10 protein-coding genes are annotated in these 12,513 nt (G+C 73.6%); 5 read left to right on the forward strand and 5 right to left on the reverse strand.

Annotation, left to right across the window (positions count from 1 at the left end):
- Nucleotides 1-216 precede the first annotated feature (216 nt).
- Genes ACFY0I_RS25095 through ACFY0I_RS25115 form a run of 5 tightly spaced genes read right to left on the reverse strand, consistent with a single transcriptional unit; the run spans nt 217 to nt 5,724 of the window.
- Nucleotides 217-1,527, reverse strand: coding sequence for a DUF58 domain-containing protein (locus tag ACFY0I_RS25095; RefSeq protein ID WP_388899915.1), 1,311 nt, complete (start codon nt 1,525-1,527; stop codon nt 217-219).
- Nucleotides 1,527-2,489: an AAA family ATPase gene (locus ACFY0I_RS25100; RefSeq protein WP_388899918.1), complete on the reverse strand. Its 963-nt coding sequence runs from the start codon at nt 2,487-2,489 to the stop codon at nt 1,527-1,529. The genes ACFY0I_RS25095 and ACFY0I_RS25100 overlap by 1 nt, the downstream gene beginning before the upstream one ends.
- Nucleotides 2,486-3,754 (reverse strand): DUF4350 domain-containing protein, encoded by a 1,269-nt coding sequence (locus tag ACFY0I_RS25105; RefSeq protein WP_388899920.1) that lies wholly within the window; start codon nt 3,752-3,754, stop codon nt 2,486-2,488. Before ACFY0I_RS25105 ends, ACFY0I_RS25100 begins: the two co-directional genes overlap by 4 nt.
- Nucleotides 3,751-4,431: a DUF4129 domain-containing protein gene (locus ACFY0I_RS25110; RefSeq protein ID WP_388899923.1), complete on the reverse strand. Its 681-nt coding sequence runs from the start codon at nt 4,429-4,431 to the stop codon at nt 3,751-3,753. The genes ACFY0I_RS25105 and ACFY0I_RS25110 overlap by 4 nt, the downstream gene beginning before the upstream one ends.
- Nucleotides 4,432-4,437: 6 nt before the next feature.
- Nucleotides 4,438-5,724 (reverse strand): hypothetical protein, encoded by a 1,287-nt coding sequence (locus ACFY0I_RS25115; protein WP_388899925.1) that lies wholly within the window; start codon nt 5,722-5,724, stop codon nt 4,438-4,440.
- Nucleotides 5,725-5,962: 238 nt separating this feature from the next.
- Here ACFY0I_RS25115 and mtrA point away from each other — a divergent pair, with 238 nt between their 5' ends.
- From mtrA to hpf, 5 genes are all read left to right on the forward strand, one after another.
- Nucleotides 5,963-6,652, forward strand: a complete 690-nt coding sequence (gene mtrA / locus ACFY0I_RS25120) for a two-component system response regulator MtrA (RefSeq protein WP_323188307.1) — start codon at nt 5,963-5,965, stop codon at nt 6,650-6,652.
- Nucleotides 6,624-8,609: an MtrAB system histidine kinase MtrB gene (gene mtrB / locus ACFY0I_RS25125; RefSeq protein WP_388899929.1), complete on the forward strand. Its 1,986-nt coding sequence runs from the start codon at nt 6,624-6,626 to the stop codon at nt 8,607-8,609. The genes mtrA and mtrB overlap by 29 nt, the downstream gene beginning before the upstream one ends.
- The gene (locus tag ACFY0I_RS25130; protein WP_388899932.1) at nt 8,599-10,437 is read left to right on the forward strand and encodes an LpqB family beta-propeller domain-containing protein; all 1,839 of its coding nucleotides are present in this window, start codon (nt 8,599-8,601) and stop codon (nt 10,435-10,437) included. Before mtrB ends, ACFY0I_RS25130 begins: the two co-directional genes overlap by 11 nt.
- A gap of 265 nt (nt 10,438-10,702) precedes the next feature.
- A complete protein-coding gene (locus tag ACFY0I_RS25135; protein ID WP_388899935.1) occupies nt 10,703-11,458 on the forward strand; it encodes a phosphoribosyltransferase family protein in 756 nt (251 codons plus the stop codon).
- Between the two features lie 350 nt (nt 11,459-11,808).
- Nucleotides 11,809-12,504 (forward strand): ribosome hibernation-promoting factor, HPF/YfiA family, encoded by a 696-nt coding sequence (hpf, locus tag ACFY0I_RS25140; protein WP_388899938.1) that lies wholly within the window; start codon nt 11,809-11,811, stop codon nt 12,502-12,504.
- Nucleotides 12,505-12,513: the final 9 nt, after the last annotated feature.

The raw sequence follows: 12,513 nt of genomic DNA on the forward strand, positions 1-12,513 counted from the left end.
TGTGGGAGAGTAGGACGCCGCCGAACAATCATTGTGGGAAAGCCCCGCACCAGGTAACTGGTGCGGGGCTTTTCTGCGTTTACGGCCAGGTTGTTCACCGCCGGGCCGCCGTGCACCGTGGCGGTTTTCCTGTCCTTGCGGGTGTGGACGACGACATGGAGGAGGACTCCCACTGTCCTCCTGGTGGGGTCCGACCTGCGTGGTTGGTCCGGGGTGTCAGAGGCGGCCGGCGGCCTTGAGGGAGAGGTAGGCGTCGGCCAGGGCCGGGGCCAGGGTTTCCGGGGTGGCGTCCACGACGTGAACTCCGTGCCGGGTCAGTTGGTCGGCCGTGCGGCGGCGTTGGGCCTGGGACTGGGTGCCCGCCGCGGCTTCGTAGACGGCGTCGACGGTGCCGCGGGCGCGGGTCATGCCCGCCACGTGCGGGTCGGCGACCGAGGCCAGGACGACCGTGTGGCGCTGCGTCAGGCTCGGGAGGAGGGGGAGCAGGCCCTCTTCGATCGGGGCGGTGTCCAGGCTGGTGAGGAGGACGACCAGGGAGCGGCGCGGGGCGCTGCGCAGGATCGTGGAGACCAGCGAGCGTGCGTCGGTTTCGACGAGTTCCGCTTCGAGGGGCGCCATGGCGTTGACGAAGGCGGGCAGGGTGTCGGCGGCGGAGCGGCCCTGGACCTGGGCGCGGACGCGGCGGTCGTGGGCCAGCAGGTCCACGCGGTCGCCGGCGCGGATGGCCAGGGCGGTGAGGAGCAGGGCCGCGTCCATCGCCGAGTCCAGTCGGGGGGCGTCGCCGACGCGGCCCGCGGCGGTGCGGCCGGTGTCGAGGCAGATCAGGATGTGCCGATCGCGTTCGGGGCGCCAGGTGCGTACGGCGACCTTGTGATGGCGGGCGGTGGCGCGCCAGTCGATGGAGCGGGTGTCGTCGCCGGGCACGTAGTCGCGGAGGCTGTCGAACTCGGTGCCCTCGCCGCGCGTCAGGACGCTCGTACGGCCGTCCAGTTCGCGCAGGCGGGCCAGGCGGGACGGGAGGTGTTTGCGGCTCGCGAAGGGCGGCAGGACGCGGACCGTCCAGGGGACGGTGTGGGTGCCCTGGCGGGACATCAGGCCGAGCGGACCGTACGAGCGGATGGTGACGCGGTCCGCCCGGCGGTCACCGCGGCGGGTGGGCAGCAGGCGGGTGGTCAGCCGGCGGCGTTCCCCGGCGGGGACGGTCAGGTCGTGACGGGAGGCGGGGCCCTCGGTGCCGGGTTGCCAGCTGCTGGGCGGCCAGGCGTCGCGGATGCGGGCGCGGAGCGTGCGGTTGCCCGGGTTGGTGAGGGTGAGGTGGACGTCGGCGCTCTCGCCGAGGCGGACCGAGGTGTCGCCGGAGCGGGTCAGGCGCAGGCTGCGGACGGGCGCCGCGAGGGCGCAGTCGACGGCGCAGGCCAGGGCGATGCCGCCGTTGACGGCGAGGATGCCCGTCCAGCTCGGTTCGAGGATGCCTACGGGGAGGGTGCCGAGGGCTGCCAGCAGGGCGGCGCGGCCGGTGAGGGCCATCAGCGCGGGACGGGGACGTGGGAGAGGATCGCGGTGATGACGGCGTCGGCCTTGACGCCCTCCATCTCGGCTTCCGGGCGGAGTTGGACGCGGTGGCGCAGGGTCGGCAGGGCGAGGGCCTTCACGTCGTCGGGGGTGACGTAGTCGCGGCCGACGAGCCAGGCCCAGGCGCGGGCGGTGGCCAGCAGGGCGGTCGCGCCGCGCGGGGAGACGCCGAGGGTCAGGGACGGCGATTCGCGGGTGGCGCGGCAGATGTCGACGACGTAGCCGGTGATCTCGGGGGTGACGGTGACGTGGGTGACGGCTTCGCGGGCTGCTTCGAGTTCCTTCAGGCCGGCGACGGGGCGGATGCCGGCGGCGGCGAGGTCGCGCGGGTCGAAGCCGGCGGCGTGCCGGGTCAGGACGCCGATCTCGTCCTCGCGGGAGGGCAGCGGGACGGTGAGCTTGAGGAGGAAGCGGTCGAGTTGGGCTTCGGGGAGGGGGTAGGTGCCCTCGTACTCGACGGGGTTCATGGTGGCGGCGACGAGGAAGGGTTCGGGGAGCTTGCGGGGGGTGCCGTCGACGGTGACCTGGCGTTCCTCCATCGCTTCCAGGAGCGAGGACTGGGTCTTGGGGGGCGTGCGGTTGATCTCGTCGGCGAGCAGGAGGTTGGTGAAGACCGGGCCGTCCTGGAAGGAGAACTCGGCGGTGCGGGCGTCGTAGACGAGGGAGCCGGTGACGTCGCTCGGCATCAGGTCCGGGGTGAACTGGACCCGCTTGGTGTCGAGTTCGAGGGAGGCGGCGAGGGCGCGCACGAGGAGGGTCTTCGCGACGCCGGGGACGCCTTCGAGCAGGACGTGGCCGCGGCACAGGAGTGCGACGACGAGACCGGTGACGGCGGAGTCCTGGCCGACCACGGCCTTGGCGATCTCGGTGCGGAGCGCTTCCAGGGAGGTGCGGGCGCTGTCCGTGGTGGCCGTCATGAAGTGCGGACCTCTCTTTCGAGGGCGTCGAGGTGGTCGGCGAGCGCGACGAGTGCCGCGTCGTCGGCGGGGATGGTGCCGAAGAGGAGGCTGGTCACGTCGCGGGTGCCGTCGCCGAGGCGGGCGGGCACGGCGGGGACCAGGGAGAGCGGGTCGTGGGCCTGGGAGGGCGGTACGCCGACCAGGGCGGCGAGGCGTTCGCGGGCGGCGGCGCGCAGCACGGTGGCGGCGCGGTCGCGGGCGTCGGTCTTGCGGTACAGACGGGCGAGGCCCTCGGTGGACTCGGAGGCGCGGATGGCTACGGGCAGCTGCTCGGTGACGAGGGGGCCGAGCCGGCGGGCGCGCCAGAGGGCGGTGACGACGGCGGCGAGGAACAGCTGGAGCAGGGCCCAGTGCCAGCCGGCCGGGACGAGGTCGAGGAGGCTCTTGTCCTCGGTGTCGTCGGCGCCGGTCATGTCCGAGAGGGTGGGCAGGTACCAGACGAGGTCCGGGCGGGAGCCGAGCAGTTGCAGGGCGAGGGAGGCGTTGCCCTGTTCGGCGAGGCGTTCGTTGCGCAGGATCGCGTCGGAGCCGAGGAGGACGGTGTCGCCGCCCCTGGTGCTGCCGGGTTGGACGAGGAGGGTGGGATGGCCGTCGCTGGGGTAGCAGGCGGTGGCTCCGGCCGCCGCGGTGTAGGCGAGGTCGCCGCCGGTGCCGGCGCGGCCCGCGGTGACGGCTGCGGGAAGGGTGCAGGCGGCGTCGAGTTCGTCCCGGTGGGCGCGGCCCGCGGTGCGGGTGGCGGGGGCCAGGTCGGGGAGGGCGTCGTCGGGGGCGATCAGGACGGTGCGGCCGCCGGAGAGGTCGATGGCGGAGCGGATCGTGCGTCGCTGGGACGGGCCGAGCCGGTCCGGGTCGGTGATCAGCAGGGTGGTGCCGGGGCCGGTCGCTGCGGCGGCGTCTGCGGCGTTGGTGACGACGCGGGTGGTGACGCCGCGTTCCTGGAGGAGTTGGGCGAGGGCCCGGCTGCCCGAGGGGTCGGCGGAGCGGGGGTCGAGGCGCCCGTGGTGGTCCCCTGTTCGGAGGCCGGCCAGCAGGACGGCGGCGGCCACCAGGATGCCGAGGGCGAGGAGGAAGCCACGGCCGCGGATCCAGATCTGGGCGCGGGTGAGGGCGGTGGAGGTGTCGGCGCGGGTTCCCGGGCGGGCGGGCCGGTCGCCCCGGGCGGGCGGCGTCGCGGGCTCGGCGGGCCGGGCGGAGGTGGCCGCGGGCTCGGTGGGGCCGGTCATGCGGCGGGTCCCGTCAGGAGCGGCTTGGTGCGCTCCAGGGTGAGGTCGAGGGTGCGCAGGCGGGCGTAGGCGTCGGCGTCGGCGCTGCGGCCGCCGTAGGTGACGTCGTCGAAGGTGCGGGCGGCTGCGCGCAGATCGCCCGCGTGGCCGGGCAGGGACACGGCGGCTTCGGCGGCGGCCTCGTCGGCGGTGCGGCCGGGGCGGGGGTCGAGGAGGGTGCGTTCCTCCAGGGACCGGACGAGGGCGCGCATGCGTTCCTGGACGGCTTCGGTCCAGCGGCCGGCGGCTGCGTGCGCGTCGGCCGTGGTGCGGTGGTCGGCCGCGCTGCGGGGGCCGTCGTCGAAGAGGGCGCCCGCGCCGCCGGCCGTCCGTTGGGGGGTACCGAGGCGCCACCAGAGGGCGGCCACGGCCAGGACGACCAGGACGGCGACGACGAGGAGCCCGAAGCCGCCGCCGGGGGTGACGGAGGCGGCGCCCTCGAAGAGGCCGTCGATCCAGTCCCAGAGGCGCTCCAGGCCGCGCTCGAAGAGGCTCGGGTCGTCCTGGTGGTAGGCGCGCTTGGCGAGTTCGCGTTCGGCCGCCTCGCGGGCGGCTTCGCGCGGTGTCGTCAGCGGTGGTGTTTCGGCGCCGGGCAGCAGGGCCGCGGCGCCGGTGACGATGAGTCCCCCCGTTCCCATCGTCCGTCAGCCTCCCGAGGCCGGTCCGGCGCCGCCGGGCCGCGGGCCGGCCGCGCCGTGGTCCTCGTGGGCGGGGACGCCGGCGGCGCGGGCGAGTTCCAGGTCGAGGGCCTCGCGGCGGATGCGCTGGTCGATGTACAGGAGGCTGGTGACGCCCGTCTGCATGGGCACCGTGACGGTGAGGGAGATGAGCCCGCCGATGGCGGTGATGAGCAGGAAGGACCAGGACTGCGCGGCGGTGCCGTCGAACAGGCCGTCGAAACCGTCGGGGGACACGATCATGGCGATCACCGCGAAGGGCACCGCGATGATCATGGAGACGATCCAGGTGATGACCCAGGTGAGGGCGCTGATGCCGAAGATGCGCCACCACGAGCCCTTGACCAGCTTGGCGGAACGCTTCAGCGCGTCGGTGACCTTGCCGCGTTCCATCATCAGGGCGGGCGGCGCGAGGACGAAGGTGACGAAGAACCAGGCCAGCAGGACGAGGCCGACGGGGGCGCCGAGGACGGTCAGGACCGCGTTGCCGGTCAGCAGGCCGGGGAGCGCGGGCAGGAGGCCTGCGGCGAGCGCGCCGAGGAACACCACGGCGGTGAGGCCGAGCATGCGCGGGGCCATGGGGCGGACGCCGCGCAGGTGGGCGGCGACGGTGGAGCTCCGGCCGAGGACCGCCTGGCTGACGACGCCGGCGAGCAGGCCGGTGACCAGGAGCAGGCCGAGGAGCTGGAGGTAGTAGCTGGCGTAGCCGGCCACCATGGTGTCGCCCATGAGGCCCACGAGCTCGTCGGGGGTCGCGGGCTCCTCGGTCGACACGACGAGGCTGTCGCGCAGCAGGCGCTCGGTGGCGAGCAGGCCGAGCTGGACCAGGGCGGCGACGACCAGGCTGACGGACAGGACCGTCTTCCAGTGGGCGCGCAGGGTGCTGACGGCGCCGTCCAGGATCTCGCCCAGGCCCAGGGGCCGCAGGGGGATCACTCCGGGCTTGGCGGCGGCCGGGGGACCGCCCCAGCTGCCGGGGCCACCCGAATGGCCGTACGGGGTGCCGTAGGGGCTTCCGTACGGTGCGCCGGGCTGCTGTCCGGGCTGCCCGCCCGGCTGGGGGGCGTGCGGGCCCCAGCCGGCGCCCTGCTGGGGCGGGACCTGCCCCGCCCCGGGGCTCGACCACTGTCCGGGCGGGGGCTGGGAGTCCGACCACTTGGGGGCGTCGGCGGGCTGGGCGGGCGGCCGGTTGCCGTCGGAGCCCTGGCCGTCGGACGGGGATCCGGGTGTGGCCCAGCCCGGCGAGTCGTTCATCGTCGCTCCTTCACGTGCACCTGCCGTGGCGGGCGCGCTGGTCGGCTGCCATCGTGCCATGGGGGAACGCCGGACGGACCGGCCCTCCCCCTCCAAGATCTCGGGCAGCTCGTCCCTTCAATTGTCGCGCCGATCCGGGGCAGACTGGACGTCCTGATCACCACGCAGGTCCGAGGGGCGATTTCCAGCCCTTTTGGCTGTGGGACAGCTCACCGCCGGGTAACGATTAGCTAATGGGATGATGTCAAGCATGAAGGGACGCGTCCTTGTCGTCGACGACGACACCGCACTGGCCGAGATGCTCGGCATCGTGTTGCGTGGAGAAGGTTTTGAGCCGTCGTTCGTAGCGGACGGTGACAAGGCATTGGCTGCCTTCAGGGAGGCCAAGCCGGACCTCGTGCTGCTCGACCTCATGCTGCCCGGACGGGACGGCATAGAGGTGTGCAGGCTGATCCGGGCCGAGTCGGGCGTGCCTATTGTCATGCTCACCGCCAAAAGTGACACGGTTGACGTGGTCGTGGGCCTGGAGTCCGGGGCCGACGACTACATCGTCAAGCCGTTCAAACCGAAGGAGCTGGTCGCCCGCATCCGGGCACGTCTGCGCCGGTCGGAGGAGCCCGCACCCGAGCAGCTGGTCATCGGTGACCTCGTCATCGACGTGGCCGGGCACTCGGTCAAGCGCGACGGCGCCTCCATCGCACTGACCCCGCTGGAGTTCGACCTGCTGGTCGCCCTCGCCCGCAAGCCCTGGCAGGTGTTCACCCGCGAGGTGCTGCTGGAGCAGGTCTGGGGCTACCGGCACGCCGCGGACACCCGCCTGGTCAACGTGCACGTACAGCGCCTGCGCTCCAAGGTCGAGAAGGACCCCGAGCGCCCCGAGATCGTCGTGACGGTGCGCGGTGTCGGCTACAAGGCCGGACCGAGCTGACGTGCAGCCCGGCAAGCCCCGGGGCGGCTCCCGATGGGGAGCCCCGTGGGGCGGCCGGCAGCTCCGCCAGGTGACGGACGGAGTGGCCGGCGGCCCCGTGCTCCGGCTCTGCGTACGCCTCGTACGCCGGCCGGTGCTTCCGGCTGTCCGGCTGTGGCGGCGCAACATCCAGCTCCGGGTGGTCGTCGCGACGCTGCTCATGTCGCTCGCCGTGGTCCTCGCCCTCGGCTTCGTCGTCGTCGCGCAGGTCAGCAAGGGCCTCCTCGACGCCAAGGAGGAGGCCGCGCAGAGCCAGGCCGCGGGCGGGTTCGCGGTCGCACAGGAGAAGGCGAACACCCCGCTGTCGGTGGACGGGCCCGACGCCACCGACAACAAGGTCGGCCGGGACGCCAGCACCTGGATGAACTCCCTCGTCAAACAGCTCGCCAGTGGTGGCCAGACCGCCTTCGAGGTCGCCGCGCTCGGCTCCGGGGAGCAGGCGTCCGGATCCCAGGGCGTCAAGGGCGCCCGCGCCTCCGGCAACGTCGACCCGACCGCCAGCGTCCCCATCGAGCTGCGCAGGGCCGTCAACAACGCCACCGGCACCTTCAAGACCTTCTCCGAGATTCGGTACACCGCCGGGGTCGGCGACAAGGCGCCCGAGCCCGCGCTGGTGGTCGGCAAGCAGCTCACCGACATCAACGGCTCCCCGTACGACCTGTACTACCTCTTCCCGCTGACCCAGGAGGAGGAGTCCCTCAACCTGGTCAAGAGCACCATCGCGACCGCCGGCCTGTTCGTCGTCGTCCTGCTCAGCGCCATCGCCTGGCTCGTCGTGCGCCAGGTCGTCACCCCCGTGCGGATGGCCGCCGGGATCGCCGAGCGGCTGTCCGCCGGGCGGCTCCAGGAACGGATGAAGGTCACCGGCGAGGACGACATCGCCCGCCTCGGCGAGGCCTTCAACAAGATGGCCCAGAACCTCCAGAACAAGATCCAGCAGCTGGAGGACCTCTCGCGGATGCAGCGCCGCTTCGTCTCGGACGTCTCGCACGAGCTGCGCACCCCGCTCACCACCGTCCGGATGGCCGCCGACGTCATCCACGACGCCCGGGTCGACTTCGACCCCGTCACCGCCCGGTCCGCCGAACTGCTCGCCGGGCAGCTCGACCGCTTCGAGTCGCTGCTCGCCGACCTGCTGGAGATCAGCCGCTTCGACGCGGGCGCGGCCGCCCTGGAGGCCGAGCCCATCGACCTGCGGGACGTCGTGCGCCGCGTCATCGACGGGGCCGAACCCCTCGCCGAGCACAAGCGCACCCGGATCCGGGTCCTCGGCGACACCCAGCCCGTCATCGCCGAGGCCGACGCCCGGCGCGTCGAGCGGGTGCTGCGCAACCTCGTCGTCAACGCGGTGGAGCACGGCGAGGGCCGCGACGTCGTGGTCCGGCTCGCCTCCGCGGGCGGGGCCGTCGCCGTCGCCGTACGCGACTACGGGGTCGGTCTCAAGCCCGGCGAGGCCACCCGGGTCTTCAACCGCTTCTGGCGCGCCGACCCCGCGCGGGCCCGTACGACCGGTGGAACGGGCCTCGGCCTGTCCATCGCCGTCGAGGACGCCCGGCTGCACGGCGGCTGGCTCCAGGCCTGGGGCGAACCCGGCGGCGGCTCCCAGTTCCGGCTCACCCTGCCCCGGACCGCCGACGAGCCCCTGCGCGGATCCCCGATCCCGCTGGAGCCCGAGGACTCGCGCGGCAACCGGGCCCGCGCCGCCGCCGAGGCCGCCGGCCGCGGCCCCGGCGCCGCCGGACGCCCCGCCGAACGCTCCGAGCGCCAGGACCGCTCGCCGATACCGCCGCGCCCGGCCGTCGCCACGGCCCCGCCGGTCCCCACCGACCCCACGGCGCTGCCGGGCAGCGGCTCCCGCGTCGTCGCCAGGCCGGCCGACCAGTCGACAGCACAGGAGGACGGAACCGGTGGACGCTGAGCGCGGGCCGCGAAGCGCGGAGGTCGGGCGGTCGAAGGCCGCGACGGCGCTCCTCGCCCTCGGCGCGACCGCGGTACTGGTGTCGGGCTGCGCGTCCATGCCGACCCGCGGCGAGATCCGTCCCGTCGAGGCCTCGCAGGGTGTCGACTCCCAGGTCCGGGTGTTCGGCGTACCGCCCGCCGACAAGGCGAGCCCCGCCGACATCGTCGAAGGCTTCCTCGAAGCCATGACCAGCGACGACCCGCAGCTGGAGACCGCCCGCAAGTACCTCACCGCGGAAGCGGCCAAGGACTGGAAGCCCGGCTCGGCCGTCACCGTCCTGTCCGCGGGCCTCGACCGGCTCCCCGTCCAGGGCGAGAAGGACCCCGACGGACCCCGCTGGAAGGTCACCGGCAAGAAGCTCGCGACCGTCGACGAGCGCAGCGCCTACCAGCCGGAGACCGGCGGCGGCCGCTACGAGGAGTACCTCCAGCTCGTCCAGGTCGACAAGCAGTGGCGGATCGCGACCCCGCCCAGCAGCCTCGTGCTCAGCGAGTCCGACTTCCAGCGCATCTACAAGCCGGTCAACAAGTACTACTTCGCGGGCAACTCGCTCGTCGCCGACCCGGTGTACGTCCGCCAGCGCAGCGACCCCGAATCCCGCATGGACCCGACCACGCAGACCGTCCAGTCACTGCTCGCCGGGCCCTCCAAGTGGCTCGGTCCGGTCGTCGCCACCAGCTTCCCCACCGGCACCGAACTGCGCGAGGGCACCAAGTCCCTCTCGTACGACGGTCAGAACACCCTGCGCGTCCCGCTCAACCGCAACGGCTCCAACGTCGCGCAGCCGCAGTGCCAGAAGATGGCGACCCAACTCCTCTACACCGTGCGGGACCTGACGGGCTCCCGGCTCGACCGGGTCGAACTGCTGCGCCCGGACGGCAAGTCGCTGCTGTGCTCGGTGACCGCGGCGTCCGCCGCCGCGTTCGTCAGCCCGACGCCGTCCCCCGAGCACCAGTACTACGTGGACAAGGACTTCAGGCTCGTCCGGATGTTCCTCAGCGTCAACGCCGAGGAACAGCAGGACAAGGCGGAGCCGGCGCCCGGGCCGCTGGCCACCGCCGCCGGTTTCAAGGTGGGCTCGGCGGCCGTCACCTACGACGAGAAGCGCGCCGCGGTCGTCTCCATCGACGGTCGCGAGCTGTACGTGGTCACGCTGACCACGGCCGGCCCGATGCCGCAGCCCCTGCTGACCAGCAAGAACGGCAAGCTGACCGCGCCGAGTTGGGACGCCCACGGCGACCTGTGGGTCGCCGACCTCGACCCGCAGACCCAGGGCCTGTGGCGGATCCCCGGCGGGACGGGCACTCCGCAGAAGGTGGACGTCGCCGGACTGGACGGGCGGATCACCGGGCTGAAGGCCTCCGCGGACGGGGTACGCCTCGCGCTGCTCGTCGAGAAGGAGGGCGGCCGCAAGAACCTGTTCACCGGCCGGATCGAGCGCCCCGAGGGCCAGGGCGACGCCTCGCGGGTCTCGGTGCGCGAGCTGCGACCGGCGGCCCCGCAGATGGCCGAGGTGACGGCGATGAGCTGGGCGCCGCGCGGCCGGCTGCTGGTGGTGGGCCGGGAGAGCGGCGGGGTCGACCAGGCCCGCTACATGCTGGCGGACGGCTCGATGATCGCGGCGAGCCTGCCCGGGGCGACCGGGCTGAGCGCGATCGCGGCGGCCGAGGACGAGTCCCGGCCGGTGGTGGCCTACTCGGGCGAGGACGGCATCGTGTGGCTGCCGCCGGGTGCGCAGTGGCGCACGGTGGCGGCGGGCGGCCAGGCCCCGGTGTACCCGGGCTGACGCCCACGGCTTCGGCCCGGCTCTGCGGGGCGCCGGGCCTGCGGGGCGTCGGTATCGGCGGTCCGTCCGGGGCGGACGGCGGCGCCCGGCCCGCGGTACGTGCCGGCCGCGGCTCGTCCGGACCCGGCGGTGCGCCCGGCCTGTGCTGGGCCCGGCCCGTGCTGCGTCCCGGTCGGCCGTTCGTCCGGGCCGCGGTCCCGGGGTTTTCCACAGGGGTGGCGGGCTCGGTGCGGGCCCGCCACAGTGGAACGCGGGGGGTGAGGCCGTGCGGGGTTGGTGGCGGGAGATCTCCGGGCTGGTGCTCCCGGCCGACTGCGCGGGCTGCGGCGCGGCGCGGGCGGTGCTGTGCGCGGACTGTCGGGGCGTGCTGGACGGGTCCGGGGCCGGCCCGGTGCGTCCCGCGGCGAGACGTCCGGGGGCCGGATGGCCCACGGCCCCCGCGGGGCTGCCGGCGGTGTACGCCGCCGCGCCCTACGAAGGGGCCGTACGGGCCGTCGTACTGGCTCACAAGGAGCGCGGGGCGCTCCCGTTGGCCGGGCCGCTGGGCGGCGCCCTGGCCGCCGCTGTGCGCCGCTCCGGCCGCGGCCGGCCGGGGGAGTTGGTCCTGGTCCCGGCGCCCTCGGCCGGGCGGGCCGTCCGGGCGCGCGGCCACGACCCGGCGCGCAGGGTCGCGCTGGCCGCCTCGGCGCGGCTGCGGCGGACCGGTACGGCCGCGCGCGTGGCGCCCGTACTGCGCCAGCGCAGGCGCGTGGAGGACCAGGCGGGCCTCGGGGCCCGGCAGCGGCTGGAGAACCTCTCGGGGGCCCTGGAGGTCCGCCGCGGCGGCGCGGGGCTGACGGCCGGGGCCCGGATCGTGCTGGTGGACGACGTGATCACCACCGGGGCCACGCTGGCGGAGGCCGCCCGGGCACTGCGGGAGGCCGGGCTGCGGGTCGAGGGCGCGGCCGTGGTGGCGGCGCCGGGGGACTCCTTCGTCCGGAACCGGTCGGGTACCCGTACAGACCCAAAATCCTGTGAATAGATTTGGAACTGCTGGGGAATGCGCAACGTTGCAGGTAGTAAGAGGGAACAGCCACCTGAACGGAGGTACGTTCCGGTAGCGGGTGCCGACAACCGGCATTGAGAGATATGTTCGGTTGTGAGGAACTGGCGATCCTTGGGCCCCAGGTATCGGAGCACCAGTCCGCCCGTTTGGAATCTTCGTGAAGAGGCTGTGCCCTCTACTCCGAAGTCGGTGGGATGTAGATCTTGCCGATGGGGGAGGAGGAGGTGAAAGTCGCCAAGTCCGAGGCTCCGGTGTTCACCGGAGTCTGGTGCGAAAGGGAGACGCTTCGCCGCACGAGGTGAGGCTCTCCGGGAACGGAGTTCTGCGTGGACATCGTCGTCAAGGGCCGCAAGACCGAGGTGCCCGAGCGGTTCCGCAAGCACGTGGCCGAGAAGCTGAATCCCGAGCGGATCCAGAAGCTCGACGCCAAGGTGATCAGCTTGGACGTCGAGGTGTCCAAGGAGCACAACCCGCGTCAGGCCGACCGTTCCGACCGCGTGGAGATCACCCTGCGTTCGCGGGGCCCGGTGATCCGTGCCGAGGCCGCCGCAGCCGACCCGTACGCGGCGCTCGACCTGGCTCAGGACAAGCTGGAGGCCCGGCTGCGCAAGCAGCACGACAAGCGCTACACGCGCCGCGGCAACGGCCGGATCCCGGCGGCGGAGGTCGCCGATGTGGTGCCGGGGGTCGCGTCGCTCAACGGCAACGGCGAGCCCGTCGGGGAGGACACGACGGACGGGATCCCGACCACCCGGATCGGACCGCTGGAGGTCCAGGGCGAAGGCCCGCTCATCGTCCGGGAGAAGACCCACTCCGCCGGACCCATGTCGCTCGACCAGGCCCTGTACGAAATGGAACTGGTCGGCCACGACTTCTATCTGTTCGTTGACTCCGAAACCAAAATGCCCAGCGTCGTCTACCGCCGCCACGCCTACGACTACGGCGTCGTCCACCTGAACGCGGACGGTGCCTCCAGCTCCGACGAGGGAGCGGCCGGCGCGGGCGGTGCGCTCGGCGGCTGACCCATCCTG

This window comes from Streptomyces sp. NPDC001568, assembly GCF_042893755.1.
Lineage (GTDB): Bacteria > Actinomycetota > Actinomycetes > Streptomycetales > Streptomycetaceae > Streptomyces.

Excerpts from the sequence above, each read along its gene's own strand:
- ACFY0I_RS25115 (WP_388899925.1), bottom strand. The coding sequence starts at position 5,724 with ATGAACGACTCGCCGGGCTGGGCCACACCCGGATCCCCGTCCGACGGC.
- ACFY0I_RS25105 (WP_388899920.1), bottom strand. The coding sequence starts at position 3,754 with ATGACCGGCCCCACCGAGCCCGCGGCCACCTCCGCCCGGCCCGCCGAG.
- ACFY0I_RS25110 (WP_388899923.1), bottom strand. The coding sequence starts at position 4,431 with ATGGGAACGGGGGGACTCATCGTCACCGGCGCCGCGGCCCTGCTGCCC.
- ACFY0I_RS25100 (WP_388899918.1), bottom strand. The coding sequence starts at position 2,489 with ATGACGGCCACCACGGACAGCGCCCGCACCTCCCTGGAAGCGCTCCGC.
- mtrA (WP_323188307.1), top strand. The coding sequence starts at position 5,963 with ATGATGTCAAGCATGAAGGGACGCGTCCTTGTCGTCGACGACGACACC.
- ACFY0I_RS25095 (WP_388899915.1), bottom strand. The coding sequence starts at position 1,527 with ATGGCCCTCACCGGCCGCGCCGCCCTGCTGGCAGCCCTCGGCACCCTC.